Raw genomic sequence first — 22,878 nt, 5'->3', positions numbered from 1 at the left:
GACACGACCTAGGCACATACACTAGGTACTTACCCCAACTACAATAAAACACAAAGAAAAGGCGACCTACACATTACCCGTAAAGTGCAAAAATTTGTGACATTCAACCAAGCACACCATAAAGTAACGCATCAACTGAAAGAAATTAAGCAGATCAAACATAAATCAATATGCGAACGTCAGCTTATTCTGTCCTACGCATCACACAAAGACCACAGATTAAATACTATGCTGAATAACAAAACTCACCTATGAAAAATAGCCAAGTACATATGCCAACTAATATGAATATTCATACTCATTAATATGGCCAAATAAATCACAATCTGTGCTAAAAACCAGACAAATCCACACAAAACCCATATCAACGCAGATACACCAACAACAATCTAAGACTGATCTTAAGTGCAAAATCAGCACTCACCACACTTAACTTTTACTCTTCCCTTTTCCTTATCCCTTTAACACTTCCTCGACTTGAAGAAGAAGCTTCACCTCCCGTGGGAGCTGATTCACTATCAGGTGGCAATAAAGATGGTAAACATCGATTCAGCAATGCCGCCAATCTCTCTCCATATCACCCTCCCCATAAGCAGTAACAGTGACAGCTAAATGTTGAAACGCTGCCCATCGACACAGGCACAGAAGATACAATATACCGGAGGACACCGAAAAAGAAGACATGCCGGAATAAGAATTCACATCGCACTATACTATACCTACTCATAAATAATTTCCTAGGTCCAATGAGAGCAGCAGCATGAGTAGCAGAGACAACAACACCAGCAGCGGCAACTTGATCACGATCAAAAGAGCATAGGGCTCTATACAAAGCCCCGAAAATCTCTACACAAATGAGTAGCAATCCGTGTTAAAAAAAACCAGGCAAAACTACACAAATCCCATACCAATTCAGGCACACTAATAAATCTAAAACTAATCTATTGCAAGGCAACACCACATTACAAAATCATTGCCAACGAGTAGCATCTCAAAAATCACTCTCTCAAAACAAAATGAGCACAAACAATCAACTCAATCAACACATAGTGCAAAATAAACAAAGCCAACATCCACAACTTAACTTTTCTTCTTCCTTTTCCCTCCACTACTTCCTCTACTTGAAGAAGAAGCTTTGCCTTCCGTAGGAGTTGGTTCGCTAGCAGGTGGTGGTGAGGGTGGCAAACCTCGATTCAGCAATGCTGCCAATCTCTCTCCTATATCACCCTCCCCATAAGCAGTACCATCAGTAGTAGCTAATGTTGAAAAGCTACTCGTCGCGACGGGTGCAGAAGATAAAGATCCAGAAGATACAATACTACCGGAGGGCACAGAGGAAGACATACCGGAAGAAGAAGACACATCAGCACACCACCTACTCATAAATAATTTCTTAGCTCCACCGAAAGCATAAGAAGAACCTATTCTAGGTGTAGTAGAAGATCCTTCTACCCCAACAACAGAAACAGTAGAAACATCAGTAATAGAAGTATTAGTAGTAGGAACATTTACAGATACACCAGCAGCCACAGGTACATCAGTAGCCACAGAACTACCACTGGCTACTTCAGCAAAATGAGATAACGCTCTCCGTGCTACTAATCGTGCTCTACCCATCATTGAAACTGCCAACGCAGGAACACCAGCATTATTAAAAGCACCAATAAAATCTCTTCCACAAAGAACAGCAGGTGATGACTCCTCTACAGGTTCTAAGGGAACAAAAAATTGCCTAGCAAATTCACCCCACTCTGCTACAAAAATACCCTCCACAGTTTCTAAAATAGCATTACCCAAAGCTAACCAAAAATCTCTTAAACTGTTTCCCATTAATGACAATAATCTACGACCAGAAGCATCACCAGGTCTGGAACTAAAAAGAGAGCAAATAAAATCAGGACAAAGCTCATCAGAATAAACGACAAGGCACCTAGCCACAAAGCCAGTTTTATAAAGCATCATATTAGTTATAAGCCAAGCACATTTCTCAGAATTTGAGAGTTTACTCATGGCATCCAACACCTGAACTCTTACCAAAGAGGAGTAAATAGATCTAGCCAATACACTAACCTCACGAACAAGAACCTCAACCATTTTGCCAACCTCAGACGGTAATTCAAACCCAAACAAGTTCACAGAATCACCACCATTAGGTGCCACTTGCAATCCCATTCCTCCGGTAATTGAACCAAATATTGAAGGTGACGACGAAGAAGTAGCGGCCCCAGCACAAGCATCAACAAAATCTCCTCCACAAAGAGCAGATGATACCTCCCCAGGGACTGATGAAAGCAAAGCGGGAACAGAAAAGCGTGCAGTAAGTATAGTCCACTTTGCAACAAAAAAATCCCGTAAAGCTCTGAAAATGGCTTTATCTAAAGACGCCCAAAAATCTCTTAATTTGCTTCCCATTAATGGCAAAAAGCTACGACTAGAAGAATCCCATGCTCTGAGATTGCAAAGACGGTTAACAAATTCAGGAAGGAGCTGAACAAAATACGCAGCAATACACTTGGCCACAAATTTGAACTCATAAAGCTTCATATTAGTTAAGCACCAAGCACATCGCCGTTCTTCAGAATCTGAATGCTCACGAAAAACGTCTGACACTGGAACTCTCATCGTATATGGGTAAAAACTTTTAGCTAATTCACAAACACTAGATATAAGCTCTCTAACCAATTCACCAAGCTCAGTAGGCACTGCAAACCCAAACAAATCTACAAAAACTGGCTGCACAAGAGAAGAAGAGTCAGGAGTCAATAAAGATGTAGAAGAACGGGCTTGAGCAACAACACGATCTGCATCAGCAGCAGCAGCACAAGTAGCGGCATCGCGAGCTCGGCTATCAGCAGTAGTAGGACGACAACGGGCACGAGCACGGACACGGACACGGGTGGGATCAGGATCGTCATCAGCAACACGAGCAGTTGCATGGTGAGTAAGAGCGACGGCAACAAGACTATTGAGAATAAAATCGGAACCGGGATTAGATGAGCTCCTATCAGCAACACGAGCTTGAACAACAGCACGATCGGCAGCAGCAGCGGTATCACGAGCATCGGCAGCGAGAGCAGCGGTAGTACGAGCATAACTATCAGCAGCATAGGCACGGTTCCGGGCACGAGCACGAGCACAGAAGGAATCAGGATCTGTATCAGTAGTGAAAACAGCAGCAAGACGAGCATGAGAAAGAGCAGCAGCAGCAGCAGCAAAGGCAGCGCGAGAATCAGCAACACAAGCAGCAGCACGCTGAGAAAGAGCGGCGGCAACAAGTCTATCTAGAACAAGATTGGAATTGGAACCGGAATTAGGAGCGCTACTACCTGCAGCACGAGCTTGAGCAATAAAGCGAGCAGCAAAAGCAGCATGAGCTTGAGCAGCGGCAGCACGAGCGGCAACAGCTTTAGAATAATCCTCTGCAGCACGAGCATAACCATCTGCAGTGCTAGCACGGACAGCATCTCGAGCGCGAGCAACAACGGGATCGACAGGGGAACAGACAGCGGTAGAAAGGTTAGCACGAGAATCAGCAGTGCGAACAACAGAAAGAGCACTAGCACGAGTGGAATCAGGATCTGTATCGGAAATGGACGCGGCAACACGAAAGGCAGCAGCACGGGCAGCAACGCGAGCAGCGACAGCCTGGGCACGATCGGAAGCACATATGGCTCTATACAAAGCTCCGGAAACCTCTAAACTCCACACAAGAGCTAAGTACTCCTTGATCTTAGCAGCTATAGCAGTAAGAAAAGATTCTCTAAACTGACCAGCTTCCTCAGTACTAAATTTCTTAATCTCTCCATCAACGAGATGATGAGAAAAAATAACCCTATTATGAACCTCCGCAAAGTACTTCTCACGAAAACCACCCATATCCGCTTCAAGACCAGAAAACAATACATCACGTAACTCAGAAAAATCTTCTATCACAGAATCATCGCGCAATAAAGATGATTCTTGAATCCGAGATCTAAAAAATGCAGTAGCCTTTTCTTCAATGGCACATAAAAAACTATCTTCCATTCTACGTAAATCTAACCAATCCGAAGTACAAATATGGAAATCGCAGTACTCTGCAGACCCAGAATAAGAGGGACCTGCTAATTCTGAACTTGCGTCAGCCGAAGCAGAATGAACAGCAGCGGCAAAAAACTTATAACCAGAGACATAACGCCTGGGAGCAGCTCCTTTGCCCTTCTTACCTCTATCACCACTACTACCCTTACCTACAGAGGTAACAGAAACAGTGGAGGTGGAAACAGTGGAGGTGGAAACAGAAGTAGCAACAACAGAGGAAGTAGTAGTGATAGTGGAAACGGCAGCAACGGTAGTAGCTACACCCAATACATCACCAGGCAAAGTATGAACTTGCTGCGAGCTACCACTGCCAGCCTGATCATCATCATAAATAGAACCAGAATCAGCACCACCAACTCCAGTTATAGGATTCACAATCAAATTCCTTTTTTCATTTATTATTGTTGATGGTTGTCATTGTTTTTTTATCACCTCTATCATTATTATATTACACCCTAATATGCACCTCGATTACATCAGAGGCACAACCCAAGCACACGCCCCAGGCGCTTACACTCCACTACAGCAACAAAACACTGAGCGCGTAGAAGAAACACCTACTCCATTACCCACATGGCCCGGAAGGTGCAAGACTTTGGAGTAAACACAGAAAAGCATAATGTAAAACAACATACCAAATATAGACCAACTCACACGAGTCTACCCCGTCTTACGTATCGTACGCAAAACTAAGGGATTAATGTCATGCTATGCTGAACAATAGAACTTATCTATGGAAAACAGCCCAATACATATACCAACCAATATTCATACTCATGTAGTAAAATGAATTGCAATCCATGCTAAAAAACCAGACAAACCTACAAAAAAGAACCCATACCAACGCATACACACTACTAGTCGCAATATAAGACTAATCTATTGCAAGGCAACACTACATTACGAAATCATTGCCAACAAGTAGCATCTCAAAAATCACTCTCTCAAAACAAAATGAGCGCAAACAATCAACTCAATCAACACATAGTGCAACATAAAAAAAACCAACATTCACAACTTAACTTTCCTTCTTCCTTTTCCTTTTCCCTCTACCACTTCCTCTACTTGAAGAAGAAGCTTTGCCTTCCGTAGGAGTTGGTTCGCTAGCAGGTGGCGGTGAAGGCGGCAAATCTCGATTCAGCAATTCCGCCAATCTCTCTCCTATATCACCCTCCCCGTAAGCAGTACCAGTAGTAGCTGTTGAAAAGCTACTCGTCGCGACGGGTACAGAAGATAAAGGTCCAGAAGATGCAATACTACCGGAGGGCACAGAAGAAGACATACCGGAAGAAGAAGAAGACACATCAGCACCATACCACCTACTCATAAATGATTTCTTAGATCCATAGGGATAACTCCTTTTAGTTACTGTAGTAGATCCCTCTACCTCGACAGAAGTAACGGAAGAAGCACTAGTTGTTAGCAACACCATCCGCTCAGATGGAGAAGTAGATGATACATCTCCTAAAACTCCCAAAGCAGCAGAAGAAGAGGTACCGACCATAGACACCCTAACTTCTTCTCTAGCCAACATTGATGACTCCTCTGAAGGAGAAGGAGTAGAAACATCAACAACCAATGCCTGCTCCTCAGATAAAGGTGAGCACGGCCTATCTACTAACACCCCACCTGACGACACCAAAGAATGGTCTTCGACTAGTGATACTTCTGGCGCTATTCCAGAAACAGGTAAAGTATGTACAGAACTACCTACTTCAGCAAAATGAGATACCTCTCTCTGTGCTGCTACTCGTACTCTCCTCATCACTGAAATTGCCAACGTAGGAATACCAGCCTTATTACAAGCATTAATAAGATCTCTCCCACAAACAGTAGATGATGATTCCTCTCTAGATTCTAATGGAACAAGTCTAGTAAATTCACCCCACTCTGCTACAAAAATACCCTCCACAGCCTCTAAAATAGCATTACCCAAAGATAACCAAAAATCTCTTAAATTGTTTCCCATTAACGGCAATAAGCTACGACCGGAAGCATCCCCGTGTCTGGCACTAAAAATAGAGCAAATAAAATCAGAACAAAGCTCATCAGAATAACCGGTAAGGCAATTAGCCACAAAGCCAGCTTTATAAAGCATCATACTAGCCGTAAGCCAAGCACATTTTTCAGAATCTGAAAGCCTACCCATAGCATCCAACACCTGAACTCCTACCAAAGAAGAGTAAGTACGTCTAGCAAATGCACTAATCTCACGGATAAGAACCTCAACCATTTCGCCAACTTCAGAAGGTAATTCAAACCCAAACAAGCTCACAGAATCACCAGCATGAGGTGCCACTTGCAATCCCATCCCTCCAGTAATTGAACCAAATATTGAACGTGACGACGAAGAAGTAGCGGCCTTAGCACAAGCACCAACAAAATCTCCTCCACAAAGAGCAGATGATACCTCCCCAGGGACTGATGAAAGCAAAACGGGAACAGAAAAGCGCGCAGTAAATGCAGTCCACTTTGTAACAAAAAAATCCTGTAAAGCTCTGAAAATGGCTTGATCTAAAGATGCCCAAAAATCTCTTAATCTGCTTCCCATCAATGGCAACAAGCAACGACTAGAAGAATCCCATACTCTGACATTACAAAGATGCTTAATAAATTCAGGAAGGAGCTTAACAAAATACTCAGCAATGCACTTGGCCATAAATTTAGCCTCATAAAGCTTCATATTAGTTAAGCACCAAGCACATCGCTGTTCAGAATTTGAAAGACTACGGACGGCCCTCGACAATGGACCTCCTAACGTACCAGGGTAAAAACTTTTAGCCACTGCACAAACATCAGATGTGAGCTTTCTAACCACGTCACTAAGCTCAGAAGGTACTACAAACCCAAACAAATCTACAAAACCTGGTGGAACAGGAGAAGAAGTATCAGGAAGTAATGAAGATGTAGAAGAACCAGCAATAGCAGCAGTGGAAGTGCGAGCGCTATTGTAATCAGTAGTGGAAGCGACAGAAACAGAGCAAGTGGCAGTGGTAGCAGCGGCGCCAACATTAGCAATAACTAGATTGGAATCGGGACCGGGATCAGGAGCGCGACCATCCGCAGCGCTAGCCTGAGCAACAGCACGATCGGCATCGATAGCGGCAACGCGAGCAGCAGCGGCAAGGGCAGCGGCAGTGCGAGCGTGGTTATCGGCAATATGGGCACGTGCACGTGCACGGACGAAATTAGGATCGGTATTGGAGGGAGGAACAGCAGCATGAGCACGAGCAGCAGCAGCAGCAGCAACGCGGGCGCGAGCATCAGCAAGGCGAGCATCTTCATGGTGAGTAAGAGCGACAGCAACAAAACTATTGGGAATGTGACCAGACCCAGAACCGGAACCGAGATTAGGGGCGCTACTTTCCTCAGCGCGAGCTTGAGCAACAACACGATCGGCATCGATAGCGGCAAAGCGAGCAGCGGCAGCAAGAGCAGCGGCAGTGTGAGCGCGGCCATTAGCAGCACGGGCACAAGCACGGGCACGGACGAAATCAGGATCGGTACTGGAAAGAGGAATAGCAGCATGAGCACGAGCAGCAACAGCAGCAGCAGCGCGGGCGCGAGCGTCAGCAAGGCGAGCATCTTCATGGCGAGCAAGAGCTGCGGCAACAAGATTATCGAGAGTGTGATCAGACACAGAACCGGAACCGGGATTAGAAACGCTATTACCCACATCACGAGCTTGATCAACAGCACGATCGGCAGCAACAGCAACAGCACGAGCAGCAGCAGCAAGAGTAGCGGCAGTGCGAGCACGATTACTCGCAGTGTTAAGACGGTACCGAGCACGATTCCGGGTAGAAGTGGGATCAGGATCAGTATCGGGAATGGGAGCAAAAACAAAAGCATGAGCACGAGCTGCAGCTGCAGCTGCAGCTGCAGCCTCCGCATCAGCAGCGCGAGCAGCAGCACGGTTATTAAGAGCGGTGGCAACAAGATTATCTAGAACAAGACTGGAATTGGAACCGGAGCTAGGGACGCTACTATCCACAGCGCGAGCTTGAGCAACAAAGCGATCGGCAACAGCAGCATGCGCTTGAGCAGCGGCAGCTCGAGCAGCGACAGTTTTAGCATAATAATCTGCAATGCTAGCATAATAGTCTGCAGCGCGAGCACAAGCAGCAGCGCGAGCGCGAGCAACAACGGGATCGATAGTGGGACAAGCAGCGGCAGCACGGCGAGCACGGGAATCAGCAGTGCGAAAAACAGCAAGAGCACGGGCACGAGCACGAGCGGGATCAGGATTAGTATCGGGAATGGGAGCGGCAGCGCGAGCAGCAGCGCGAGCAGCAGCGGCAGCGGTAGAGGCAGCAGCGCGAGCAGCGGCAACCTGAGCACTATGGGAAGCACATAGGGCCTCATCCAAAGCCATGGAAACCTCTAACCTCCATACAAGAGCTAAGTATTCCCTGATCTTAGCAGCTATAGCAGTAAGAAAAGATTCTCTAAACTGACTAGCTTCCTCAGTACTAAATTTCTTAATCTCTCCACCAACGAGGTGATGAGAAAAAATAACTCTACTATGAACCTCCGCAAAGTACTTCTCACGAAAACCACTCATATCCGCTTCAAGACCAGAAAACAATACATCACGTAACTCAGAAAAATCTTCCATCACAGAATCAGAAAAATCTTCCATCACAGAATCATCGCGTAATAAAGGTGATTCTTGAATCCGAGGTCTAAAAAATGCAGTAGCCTTTTCTTCAAGGGCACATAAAAAACTACCTTCCATTCTACGTAAATCTAACAAATCCGAAGTACAAATATGGAAACCGCAATACTCTGCAGCCCCAGAAGAAGAGGAATCTGCTAATTCTGAACTTGCACCAGCGGAAGCAGAATGAACAGCAGTAGTAGAAACCGTAGAACCAGCAGCACAACGCTTGGAAGCTGGTCCTTTGCCCTTCTTACCCCTATCACCACTACTACCCTTACCTACGGAGGTAGTAGCACTAGAAAAGGCAGCATCAGAAGCACAACGCTTGGAAGCTGGTCCCTTGCCCTTCTTATCTCTATCACCACTACTACCCTTACCTACAGAGGTAGCAACAACAGTGGAGGTTGAAACAGAAGTAGCAACAGCAGAGGAAGTAGTAGTGATAGTGGAAACAGCAGAGGAAGTAGCAGTGATAGTGGAAACAGCAGCAACGGTAGTAGCTACATCCGTAGCTACACCCACCAATACATCACCAGGCAAAGCATGAACCTGCTGCGAGCTACCACTATCAGCTTGATCATCATCGTAATTAGAACCAAAATCAGCACCACCAACTCCAGTTATAGGGTCCACAACCAAATTCCTTTTTTCATTTATATTTATTATTGTTGATGGTTGTCATTGTTTTTTTATCACCTCTATCATTATTATTATATTACACCCTAATATACACCTCGCTTACATCAAAGGCACAACCCAAGCACGCACCTCAGGCGCTTACACTCCACTAGAGCAACAAAACACTGAGCGCGTAGAAGAAACACCTACTCCATTACCCACATGGAACCGGAAGGTGCAAGACTTTGGAGTAAACACAGAAAAGCACAATATAGACCAACATACACGAGTCTACCCCGTCTTACGTATCACTCGCAAAACTAAGGGATTAATGTCATGCTATGCTGAACAACAGAACTTATCTATGGAAAATAGCCCAATACATATACCAACTAATATTCATACTCATGTAGTAAAATAAATCCAATCCGTGCTAAAAAAACCAGACAAACCTACAAAAGAACCCATACCAACGCATACACACTACTGGTCGCAATATAAGACTAATCTATTGCAAGGCAACACTACATTACGAAATCATTGCCAACAAGTAGCATCTCAAAAATCACTCTCTCAAAACAAAATGAGCGCAAACAATCAACTCAATCAACACATAGTGCAACATAAACAAAACCAACATTCACAACTTAACTTTTCTTCTTCCTTTTCCTTTTCCCTCCACCACTTCCTCTACTTGAAGAAGAAGCTTTGCCTTCCGTAGGAGTTGGTTCGCTAGCAGGTGGTGGTGAAGGTGGCAAACCTCGATTCAGCAATTCCGCCAATCTCTCTCCTATATCACCCTCCCCGTAAGCAGTTCCGGAAGATGCAATACTACCGGAGGGCACAGAAGAAGACATACCAGAAGAAGAAGAAGACACATCAGCACCATACCACCTACTCATAAATGATTTCTTAGATCCATAGGGATAACTCCTTTTAGTTACTGTAGTAGATCCCTCTACCTCGACAGAAGTAACGGAAGAAGCACTAGTTGTTAGCAACACCATCCGCTCAGATGGAGAAGTAGATGATACATCTCCTAAAACTCCCAAAGCAGCAGAAGAAGAGGTACCGACCATAGACACCCTAACTTCTTCTCTAGCCAACATTGATGACTCCTCTGAAGGAGAAGGAGTAGAAACATCAACAACCAATGCCTGCTCCTCAGATAAAGGTGAGCACGGCTTATCTACTAACACCCCACCTGACGACACCAAAGAATGGTCTTCGACTAGTGATACTTCGGGCGCTATTCCAGAAACAGGTAAAGTATGTACAGAACTACCTACTTCAGCAAAATGAGATACCTCTCTCTGTGCTGCTACTCGTACTCTCCTCATCACTGAAATTGCCAACGTAGGAACACCAGCCTTATTACAAGCATTAATAAAATCTCTACCACAAACAGTAGATGACGATTCCTCTCTAGATTCTAATGGAACAAGTCTAGTAAATTCACCCCACTCTGCTACAAAAATACTCTCCACAGCTTCTAAAATAGCATTACCCAAAGATAACCAAAAATCTCTTAAATTGTTTCCCATTAATGACAATAAGCTACGACCGGAAGCATTCCCGTGTCTGGCACTAAAAAGAGAGTAAATAAAATCAGAACAAAGCTCATCAGAATAACCGGTAAGGCACTTAGCCACAAAGCCAGCTTTATAAAGCATCATACTAGCTGTAAGCCAAGCACATTTTTCAGAATCTGAAAGCCTACTCATAGCATCCAACACCTGAACTCCTACCAAAGAAGAGTAAGTACGTCTAGCAAATTCACTAATCTCACGGATAAGAACCTCAACCATTTCGCCAACTTCAGAAGGTAATTCAAACCCAAACAAGCTCACAGAGTCACCAGCATGAGGTGCCACTTGCAATCCCATTCCTCCAGTAATTGAACCAAATATTGAATGTGACGACGAAGAAGTAGCAGCCTTAGCACAAGCACCAACAAAATCTCCCCCACAAAGAGCAGATGATACCTCCCCAGGGACTGGTGAAAGCAAAGCGGGAACAGAAAAGCGCGCAGTAAGTGCAGTCCACTTTGCAACAAAAAAATCCTGTAAAGCTCTGAAAATGGCTTGATCTAAAGATGCCCAAAAATCTCTTAATCTGCTTCCCATCAATGGCAACAAGCAACGACTAGAAGAATCCCATACTCTGACATTACAAAGATGCTTAATAAATTCAGGAAGGAGCTTAACAAAATACTCAGCAGCGCACTTGGCCATAAATTTAGCCTCATAAAGCTTCATATTAGTTAAGCACCAAGCACATCGCTGTTCAGAATTTGAAAGACTACGGACGGCCCCCGAGAATGGAACTCTTAACGTACCCGGGTAAAAACTTTTGGCCAATGCACAAACCTCAGATATGAGTTTGCTAACCACTTCACTAAGCTCAGTAGGTACCACAAATCCAAACAATTCTACAAAACCTGATGGAACAGGAGAAGAAGTATCAGGAAGTAATGAAGATGTAGAAGAACCAGCAATAGCAGCAGTGGAAGTATCAGTAGTGGAAGTGACAGAAACAGAGCAAGTGGCAGCGGTAGCAGCAGCGCCAACACTAGCAATAACTAGATTGGAATCGGGACCAAGATCAGGAGCGCGGCCATCCGCAGCGCGAGCTTGAGCAAAAACACGATCGGCATCGATAGCGGCAACGCGAGCAGCGGCAGCAAGAGCAGCGGCAGTGTGAGCGCGGCTATCAGCAGCACGGGCACGAGCAAATGCACGGACAAAATTGGGATCGGTATTGGAGAGAGGAACGGCAGCATGAGCACGAGCAGCAACAGCATCAGCAGCGCGGGCGCGAGCATCAGCAAGGCGAGCACCTTCATGGTGAGTAAGAGCAACGGCAACAAGAAGACTATCGAGAGTGCAATCAGACTCAGAACCGGAACCGGGATTAAGAGCGCTACTATCCGCAGCGCGGGCTTGATCAACAGCACAATCGGCAGCAACAGCGATAGCGCGAGCAGCGGCAGCAAGAGCAGCGGCAGTGCGAGCGCGGCTATCAGCAGTACGGGCACGAGCACGTGCACGGACGAAATTAGGATCGGTATTGGAGCAAGGAACAGCAGCATGAGCACGAACAGCAGCATCAGCAGCAGCGCGGGCGCGAGCATCAGCAAGGCGCGCATCTTCATGGTGAGTAAGAGCGACAGCAACAAGACTATCGAGAGTGTGATCAGACACAGAACCGGAACCGGGATTAGGAGCGCTACTGCCCGCAGCGCGAGCTTGATCAACAGCACAATCGGCAGCAACAGCGATAGCACGAGCAGCAGCAGCAAGAGTAGCGGTAGTGCGAGCACGATTATTCGCAGCTTTAACACTATTCCGGGTACGGTTACGGGCACAAGTAGGATCAGGATCAGTATCGGGAATGGGAGCGAGAGCGCGAACGTGAGCAAGAGCAGCAGCGGCAGCAGCAGCAGCAGCTCTAGCATCAGCAACACGAGCAGCAGCATGGTTAGTAAGAGCGTTGGCAACAAGATTATCTAGAACAAGACTGGAATTGGAACCGGGATTAGGAGCGCTACTACCCGCAGCGCGAGCTTGAGCAACAAAGCGACTGGCAACAGCAGCATAAACTTGAGCAGCGGCAGCGCGAGCAGCAACAGCTTGAGAATACTCCTCTGCAGCTTGAGAATACTCCTCTGCAGCGCGAGCACGAGCAGTATCGCGAGCGCGAGCAACAACGGGATCGATAGTGGGACAAGCAGCGGCAGCACGGCGAGCACGAAGATTAGTAGTTCGAACAACAGCAAGAGCACGGGCACGGTCACGAGCGGGATCAGGATTAGTATCGGGAATGGGAGCGGCAGCGCGAGCAGCAACACGAGCAGCAGCACGAGCAGCAGAGGCAGCGGTAGAGGCAGCAGCGCGAGCAGCGGCAACCTGAGCACTATGGGAAGCACATAGGGCTCTATCCAAAGCCATGGAAACCTCTAACCTCCATACAAGAGCTAAGTATTCCCTGATCTTAGCACCTATAGCAGCAAGAAACGATGCTCTAAACCGACCGGCTTCCTCAGTACTAAATTTCTTAATCTCTCCACCAACGAGGTGATGAGAAAAAATAACCCTACTATGAACCTCCGCAAAGTACTTCTCACGAAAACCACCCATATCCGCTTCAAGACCAGAAAACAATCCATCACGTAACCCAGAAAAATCTTCTATCACAGAAACAGAATCATCGCGCAATAAAGATGATTCTTGAATCCGAGATCTAAGAAATGCAGTAGCCTTTTCTTCAACGGCACATAAAAAACTACCTTCCATTCTACGTAAATCTAACCAATCCGAAGTACAAATATGGAAACCGCAATACTCTGCAACCACAGAAGAAATGGGATATGCTAATTCTGAACTTGCGCCAGCGGAAGCAGAATGAACAGCAGTAGTAGAAACCGTAGAACCAGCAGCACAACGCTTGTAATCTGGTCCTTTGCCCTTCTTGCCTCTATCACCACTACTACCCTTACCTACAGAGGTAGCAGCAACAGTGGAGGTTGAAACAGAAGTAGCAACAGCAGAGGAAGTAGTAGTGATAGTGGAAACAACAGCAACGGTAGTAGCTACAACCAATACATCACCAGGCAAAGTCTGAACCTGCTGCAAGCCACCACTGTCAGCTTGATCATCATCAAAACTAGGACTAGAACCAGCACCACCAACTCCAGTTGTAGGATTCACAATCAAATTCCTTTTCTCATTTATTATTGTTAATGGCTGTTATTGATTTTTTATCACCATTATCTTTATTATCAATTACATAATATAAGATACTTTAGGTACTTATCCTCAACTACAACAAAACACAGAACGAGTAGAATGCAACATTACCTACATAACCCAGAAAGTACAAAGCTTTGGAGCAAACAGAAAAGCACTGTAAAGCAATACACCAAATGAAGAAAAAATTATGAAATTAAGCAGACCAAATACAAATCAACGTAACTGGTAACAATCTAAGATTAGTGTATTGCAAGGCAACACCACATTACGAAATCATTGCTAACGAGTAACATCCCAAAAATCGCTCACACAACACAAAGTGAACGCAATCCCCCTTACTCAATCAACACATAGTGCAACATAAACAAAACCGACATTCACAACTCAACTTTTCTTCTTCCTTTTCCTTTTCACTCCACCACTTCCTTTACTTGAAGAAGAGGCTTTGGCTTCCGTAGGAGTTGGTTCGCTAGCAGGTGGTGGTGAAGGTGGCAAACCTCGATTCAGCAATTCCGCCAATCTCTCTCCTATATCACCCCCATCAGCACCAGCTGCTAATGGCAAAACACCACCCACCACCACAGGTGCCGAAGATAAAAGTCCAGCAGACACACCACTACCGGAGGATATCGAAGAAGAAGGCATACCAGAAGAAGAAGTCATATCAGCACTATACCTACTCGCAAATGATTTCTTAGGTCCATAGGTATAACACCTTTCAGTTACTGTAGTAGATCCCTCTACCTCGACAGAAGTAACGGAAGAAGCACTAGTTGTTGGCACCACCATCTGCTCAGATGGAGAAGGAGATGATAGATCTCCTAAAACTCCCAAAGAAGAAGAAGAAGAAGAAGAAGAGGTGCCGACCATAGACAATCCAACTTCTTCTCTAGCCAACACTGATGGCTCTGAAGGAGAAATATCAACAACCAATGCATGCTCATCAGATAAAGGTAAAGAAAGTCCATCTCCTAATTCCCCCTCCGATACAGAAGAATGGTCGTCGATAAATATAACATCCCCACCAGACCCCTCTGTAACTACTAAGACCTCGGATGCTACAACACCAACCATAGACAATCCAATTTCTTCTCCCATAATAAATAATGGAGGCGTCTCTAAAGAAGAAGAAGAAGTAGTAGTAGTAGTAAGAGTAGGAACATCAACAACCAATGCACACTCCTCAGATAAAGGTAAAGAAGGCCTATCTACTAATTCACCAGGTAACAAAGAATGGCCGCCGACAAATACAACATCATCACCGGACCCTTCTGTAACTACTGACACTTCGGGAGTCATTCCAGAAACAGGTAAAACATCTACAGAAACAGAACTACTACCAGATGCAAAACTACCACTAGCTACTTCAGCAATCTGAGATATTGCTCTCCGCGCTACCACTTGTCCTTTCCTCAGCCCTGAAATTGCCAACGCAGGAACACCAGCCCTACCAAAAGCACTAATAAAATCTCTACCACAAAGAACAGCAGATGGTGATTCCTCCCCAGGCCCTAACGGAACAGAAAAGTCACTAGTGAGTTCATCCCATTCTGCTACAAAAATATCCTCTACAGTTCTTATAACAACATTAACTAAAGATAAATAAAAATCTCTTAAATCGTTTCCTGTTAATAACAACAAGCTACGACCAGAATCATCCCCTGGTCTAACACTAAAAAGGGAGCAAATAAAATGAGGACAAAGCTCATCAGAATAAGCGGCAAGGCACCTAGCCACAAAGCCAGTTTTATAAAGCATCATATTAGCTGTAAGCCAAGCAAATTTTTCAGAATCTGAAAGCTTACTCATAGCACCTAACACTTCAACTCTCACCAAAGAAGAGTAAGTACGTCTAGCCAATGCACTAGTCTCACGGATAAGAGCCTCAACCATTTCGCCAACCTCAGACGGTAATTCAAACCCAAACAAGTTCACAGAATCACCACCAATAGGTGCCACTTGCAATCCCATTCCTCTGGTAATTGAACCAAATATTGAAGGTGACGACGAAGAAGTAGCGGCCCCAGCACAAGCATCAACAAAATCTCCTCCACAAAGAGCAGATGATACCTCCCCAGGGACTGATGAAGAAAAAGCGGGAACAGAAAAGCGTGCAGTAAGTATAGTCCACTTTGCAACAAAAAAATCCCGTAAAGCTCTGAAAATGGCTTTATCTAAAGACGCCCAAAAATCTCTTAATCTGCTTCCCATTAGTGGCAAAAAGCTACGATTAGAAGAATCCCATTCCCTGACACTGCAAAGACGGTTAATAAATCCGGGAAGGAGATTAGCAAAACACGAAGCAAGGGACTTGAAAATAAATATGGCCTCATAAAGCTTCATATTAGTTAAGCACCAAGCACATTGCTGTTCAGAATTTGAAAGACTACGAACGGCCCCCGAAAATGGAATTCTTAGCGTACCAGGGTAAAAACCTTTAGCCAATGTACAAACCTCAGATATGAGCTCGTTAACCACTTCACTAAGCTCAGAAGGTACTACAAACCCAAACAAATCTGCAAAATCTGGTGGCACAGGAGAAGAAGAACCAGGAAGCAATGAAGATGTAGAAGAACCAGCAATAGCAGCAGTAGCAGTGCGAGCGCTATTCTGATCAGTAGTGGAAGCAACAGAAACAGAGCGAGTGGCAGCGGTAGCAGCAGCGCCAACACTAGCAATAACTAGATTGGAATCAGGAGCGAGACTATCCGCAGCTCTAGACTGAGCGACACGATCTGCAGCAGCACGAGCTTGAGCAACAACACGATCGGCATTGACAGCGGCAGCGCGAGCAGCGGCAGCGCGAGCAGCGGTAGCACGAGCACGGCTGTCAGCAGCACGGGCACGAGCACGAGCACGGAGAAAATCAGGATCGGTGGAAATAGGAACGGCAGCATGAGCACGGGCAGCATTATCAGCAGCAGCGCGGGCGCGAGCATCAGCAATGCGAGCATCAGCATGGTGATTAAGGGCGACGGCAACAAGACTATTGAGAATAAGATCAGAACCGCTACTATCAGCAGCACGAGCTTGATCAACAGCACGATCAGCAGCAGCAGCGGTATCACGAGCAACAGCAGCGAGAGCAGCAGTAGTACGAGCATACTTATTCGCAGCGTTAACACGGTTCCGGGCACGGATACGGGTACAAGTGGGATCAGGATCAGTATCAGGAATAGGAGCAACAGCACGAGCATGAGCAAGAGCAGCAGCAGCAACAGCAAAGGCAGCTCGAGCATCAGCAGCTCGAGCATCAGCACGCTGAGCAAGAGCGGTGGCAACAAGACTGTCTAGAACGAGATCGAAATTGGAACCGGGATTAGGGGCGCTACTATCCGCAACACGAGCTTGGGTAACAAAGCAATCAGCAATAGCAGCATGCGCTTGAGCAGCGACAGCACGAGCAGCGACAACTTGAGCATAATTATCTGCAGTGCTGGCATAATCACTTGCAGCACGAGCATGAGCAGCATCGCAATCGCGAGCAACAACGGGAGCGGGATCAGGATTAGTATCGGGAACGGAAGCGGCAGCGCGAGCAGCAGCACGAGCAGCAGCGGCAGCAGCGCGAGCAGCAGCAACCTGAGCAGCAACCTGAGCACGCTCGGAAGCACATAGGGCTCCATCCAAAGCCCTGGAAATCTCTAAGCTCCACACAAGAGCTAAGTATTCCCTGATCTTAGCACCTATAGCAGCAAGAAACGATGCCCTAAACCGATCAGCTTCCTCAGTACTAAATTTCTCAATCTCTCCATCAACAAGATGATGAGAAAAAATAACTCTACCATGAACCTCCGCAAAGTACTTCTCATGAAAACCAACCATATCCGCTTCAAGACCAGAAAACAATCCATCACGTAACTCAGAAAAATCTTCTATCACAGAATCATCACGTAATAAAGATGATTCTTGAATTCGAGATCTAAAAAATGTAACAGCCTTTTCTTCAACGGCACATAAAAAACTATCTTCCATTCTACATAAATCTAACCAATCCGAAGTACAAATATGGAAACCGCAATACTCTGCAGCCCCAAAAGAAACGGAATCTGCTAATTCTAAACTTGCGCCAGCGGAAGCAGAATGAACAGCAGTGGTAGTAGAAACCGTAGAACCAGCAGCACAACGCTTGGAAGCTGGTCCTTTGCCCTTCTTACCTCTATCACCACTACTACCCTTACCTACGGAGGTAGTAGCACTAGAAGAGGCAGCATCAGAAGCACAACGCTTGGAAGCTGGTCCCTTGCCCTTCTTACCTCTATCACCACTACTACCCTTACCTACAGAGGTAACAGTAACAGTGGAGGTGGAAACAGAAGTAGCAACAGCAGAGGAAGTAGTAGTGATAGTGGAAACAGCAGCAACGGTAGTAGCTACAACTAATGCATCACCAGGCAAAGTCTGAACCTGCTGCAAGCCACCACTGTCAGCTTGATCATCATCATAACTAGAACTAGAATCAGCACCACCAACTCCAGTTATAGGGTTCACAATCAAATTCCTTTTTTCATTTATTATTGTTGATGGTTGCCGTTGATTTTTTATCACCGCTATCGTTATTATTAATTTACATCATAATACACACCACGCTTACACCAGAGGCACAACCCAAGCATACACCCCAGGTGCTTACACTCCAACATAGCAAAACACAGAGCGCGTAGAAAAAACACCTTACAACATTACCTACATAGCACGGAAGGTGCAAGACTTTGGAGTAAACACAGAAAAGCACAGCGTAAAGCAACACACCAAATATAGACCAACATACACGAGTCTACTCCGTCTTACGTATCACACACAAAAATAAGGGCTTAACATTATGTTATGCTGAACAATAGAACTTACCTATGGAAAATAGCCCAACATATACCAACTAATATTCATACTCATGTAGTAAAATAAATCACAATCCGTGCCAAAAAACCAGACAAACCTACACAAAAACCCATATCAACGCAGACACACTAGTAACAATCTAAGATTAATCTATTGCAAGGCAACACCACATTACAAAATCATTGCTAACGAGTAACATCTCAAAAATCACTCACGCAACACAAAGTGAACGCAATCCCACTTACCAATAAACATACCATGCAATACAAACAAGACCAGCACTACTTAACTTTTCTTCTTCCTTTTCCTTTTCCCTCCACCACTTCCTCTACTTGAAGAAGAAGCTTTGCCTTCCGTAGGGGTTGATTCGCTAGCAGGCGGCGGTGAAGGTGGCAGACCTCGATTAAGCAATTCCGCCAATCTCTCTCCTATATTACCCCCATCAGTACCAGCTGCTAATGGCAAAACACTACCCACCCTCACAGGTGCCGAAGATAAAAGTCCAGCAGACACACCACTACCGGAGGGCATCGAAGAAGGCATACCAGAAGAAGAAGGCACACCAGAAGAAGAAGTCATATCAGCACTATACCTACTCGCAAATGATTTCTTAAGTCCATAGGGATAACACCTTCCAGTTACTGTAGTAGATCCCTCTACCTCGACAGAAGTAATGGAAGAAGCACTAGTTGTTAGCACTGCCACCCGCTCAGATGGAGAAGGAGATGATACATCTCCTAAAACTCCCAAAGCAGAAGAAGAAGAGGTACCGACCATAGACAATCCAACTTCTTCTATAGCTAACACTGATGGCTCTGAAGGAGAAACATCAACAACCAATGCATGCTCATCAGATAAAGGTGAAGAAAGCCCATCTCCTAATTCCCCCTCCGATACCGAAGAATGGTCGTCGATAAATATAACATCCCCATCAGAACCCTCTGTAACTACTAAGACCTCGGATGCTACAACACCAACCATAGACAATCCAATTTCTTCTCCCATAACAAATAATGGAGGCGTCTCTAAAGAAGTAGTAGTAGCAGTAGTATGAAGAGGAGGAACATCAACAACCAATGCCTCTTTATCAGGCAAAGGCGAAGGAGGAGGCATATCTACTGATTCACCAGATAACAAAGAACGTTCGCATACAAATATAACATCATCACTGGACTCTTCTGTAACTACTGATACTTCGGGAGCCATTCCAGAAACAGGTAAAACATCTACAGAAACAGAACTACTACCAGCTGCAGAACTACAACTAGCCACTTCAGCAATATGAGGTACTACTCTCCGCGCTACTACTTGTCCTTTCCTCAGCCCTGAAATTGCCAACGCAGGAACACCAGCCCTATCAAAAGCACTAACAAAATCTCTACCACAAAGAACAGCAGATGGTGATTCCTCTCCATGCCCTAATGGAACAGAAAACCTCCTAACGAGTGCATCCCTCTCTGCTACAAAAATATCCTCTACAGTTCTTATAACAACATTAACTAAAGATGAATAAAAACCTCTTAAATCGTTTCCTGTTAATGACAACAAGCTACGCCCAGAAGCATCCCCTGGTATAACCCTAAAAAGGGAGCAAATGAAATCAGGACAAAACTCAACATACTCAGCAAAACACCTGGCCACAAAGCCAGTTTTATAAAGCATCACATTAGTTGCAAGCCAAGCATGTCTCTCAGAAGTTGAAAGCCTACTCATGGCATCCAACACTTGGGCTCTCACCATAGAAGAAAAAGTACGTCTGGCCAATCCACTAATCTCACAGATAAGAATATCAAGCAATTCTCTAACCTCAAGAAGTACCTCAAACCCGAACAAATCTACATGATCACCACCATGAGGTGCTACTTGCACTCTCATTCCTCCGGTAATTGAACCAAATATTGAAGCTGACGACGAAGAAGTATCAGACCTAGCACAAGCATCAACAAAATCTCCTCCACAAAGAGCATATAATCCTTCTCCAGGGTCTAATGGGAAAAGGCGTACAGTAAGAGCCCACTTTGAAACAAAAATCCCCCCTACAGCTCTGAAAATAGCTTGATCTAAAGATATCCAAAAATCTTCTAACCTGTTTCCCGTTAGCGGCAACAAGCAACGACTAGAGGAATCCCACACCCTGACACTGCAAAGAAGGTTAATAAATTGAGGAAGGAGCTTAGCACAATACCCAGCAACGCACTTGGCCACAAATTTGGTCTCATAAAGCTTCATATTAATTAAGCACCAAGCACGTTGTCGTCCAGGATCTGAAAGCTTATGCAGAGCATTTAACACTGGAATTCTTACCGTATGCGGGTAAAAACTTCTAGCCAATGCACAAATATCAGATATGAGATTTATAACAACTTCACTAAGCTCAGAAGGTACTACAAGCCCAAACAAATCTGCAAAACCTGGTGGCACAATAGAAGAAGAACCAGGAAGCAATGAAGATGTAGAAGAACCAGCAACAGCAACAGTGGCAGTAGAAGTAGAAGTAGAAGTAGCAGTAGCAGCTTGAGAATAAATGCTATTGGGATCAGTAGTGGAAGCAGCAGAAACAGCAACAGCATGAGTAGTAGTAGCAGGGGCGGCAGAAACAGCGCTAGTGGTAGAGATAGCAGAAGCGGCGGCGGCAACACTAGATAGAATATTAGGGAGAATGAGATCGGGATCGATAGAGGGATCGGCAGCACGGGCACGAGCAGCATTGCGAGAGCGAGAGGCAGCGCGACATCGAGCATCAGCAGCGCGATAACGAGCAACAGCAGGATCGGTGGGAGCTGCAGAAGCAGCGATAGAAGCAGCGGCAGCGGCAGAAGCATAGGCGGCAGCGGCTATTCGAGAGCGACGATCAGCAGCTCTAGCACAAGCACGAGCACGAGCACGAGTACGATCGGGATCAGGATCAGTGTCTGGAATGGAAGCGGCAGCTCGAGCATGAGTACGAGTAGCAACGGCAGCGGCAACATTAGCACGAGCAGCAGCAGCGGCAACTCGCGCAGCAGAGGTAGCTCGCACGTGATCGGGAGCTATGGCTCTATCCAAAGCCCAAGAGATCTCCGAACTCCACATAAGAGCTAAGCATTCTCTGATCTTAGCAGCCATAACAGTAAAGGACAATGCTCTAAACTGATCGGCTTCATCATTACTAAACTTCTTAATCTCTCCACCAACGACATGATAAGACAAAACAACTTTATCACGAACTTTATCAAAGTGCTCATTAACAAAATCACTCATATCTACTTCGAGAGCAGAAAACAATTCATCACGTAACCCAGAAATCTCTGCTATTAAAAAATTACCGCGTGATAAAGAATGTTCCTGGATCCGAGATCTAAAAAATGTAGAAGCCCTTTCCTCAACGGCACATAAAAAACTATCTTCCATTTTACGTAATGCTGACCAATGCGAAGTACAGACATGGAAACCACAACACTTTGTAGTTCGAGAAGGAGTAAGACCAGCCAACTCTTGGCTTTCGCCAGCGGAAACAGGGTGAACAGTAGTGGCAGAAACCACAGAACCAGCAGCACAACGCTTGGGCGCGGATCTTTTGCCCTTGCCACTCCCACTACTGCCCTTACCTACAGAGGTAGTAGAACTAGAAGAGGCAGCACCAGAAGCATAACGCTTGGAGGCAGGTCCCTTGCCCTTGCTACTCCTACCACTGCTACTACCCTTACCTACAGAGGTAGTAGCGACAGTGGAGGCAGCAGCAGAAATAGTAATAGCAGCAGAAGTAGTAACGGCAGAGGAAGTAGCAGGAATAGTAGAGGCAGCAACAATGGTGGTAGATACACCCAATCCACCACCAGTAGAAGCCTGAACCTGCTTCAAGCCACCACTGCCAGCTTGATCATCACCTCCATCACAATCGGGGTCAGAACTGGCACCACCGACTCCAGTTACAGGATTCACAACCAA

Annotated in this window: 7 protein-coding genes; all 7 read right to left on the bottom strand. The window is 45.5% G+C overall.

Features of this window, described 5'->3' with window-relative positions; translation table 11 throughout:
• Positions 1–436: 436 nt before the first annotated feature.
• The gene (locus A6733_RS10195) at positions 437–565 is read right to left on the bottom strand and encodes a hypothetical protein (protein WP_278183877.1); all 129 of its coding nucleotides are present in this window, start codon (positions 563–565) and stop codon (positions 437–439) included.
• Between the two features lie 12 nt (positions 566–577).
• A complete protein-coding gene (locus A6733_RS10190; RefSeq protein WP_139057488.1) occupies positions 578–832 on the bottom strand; it encodes a hypothetical protein in 255 nt (84 codons plus the stop codon).
• Between the two features lie 248 nt (positions 833–1,080).
• The gene (locus A6733_RS10185) at positions 1,081–4,455 is read right to left on the bottom strand and encodes a hypothetical protein (RefSeq protein WP_092460733.1); all 3,375 of its coding nucleotides are present in this window, start codon (positions 4,453–4,455) and stop codon (positions 1,081–1,083) included.
• 643 nt (positions 4,456–5,098) lie between these two features.
• Complete coding sequence (locus A6733_RS10180) at positions 5,099–9,376, bottom strand: hypothetical protein (RefSeq protein WP_092460730.1); 4,278 nt, start codon at positions 9,374–9,376, stop codon at positions 5,099–5,101.
• Between the two features lie 632 nt (positions 9,377–10,008).
• A complete protein-coding gene (locus A6733_RS10175) occupies positions 10,009–14,070 on the bottom strand; it encodes a hypothetical protein (protein WP_141663487.1) in 4,062 nt (1,353 codons plus the stop codon).
• Between the two features lie 426 nt (positions 14,071–14,496).
• On the bottom strand, positions 14,497–18,603 hold the full coding sequence (locus tag A6733_RS10170; protein ID WP_141663486.1) for a hypothetical protein: 4,107 nt from the start codon (positions 18,601–18,603) through the stop codon (positions 14,497–14,499).
• 633 nt (positions 18,604–19,236) lie between these two features.
• Complete coding sequence (locus tag A6733_RS09110) at positions 19,237–22,872, bottom strand: hypothetical protein (protein ID WP_176696796.1); 3,636 nt, start codon at positions 22,870–22,872, stop codon at positions 19,237–19,239.
• Between the last annotated feature and the right edge of the window lie 6 nt (positions 22,873–22,878).

It is taken from the genome of Candidatus Ichthyocystis sparus (assembly GCF_900078745.1).
GTDB classification, from domain to species: domain Bacteria; phylum Pseudomonadota; class Gammaproteobacteria; order Burkholderiales; family 2013Ark19i; genus Ichthyocystis; species Ichthyocystis sparus.
Note: the sequence above shows the minus strand (reverse complement) of the source record. Positions and strands in the feature narration are given on the sequence as shown.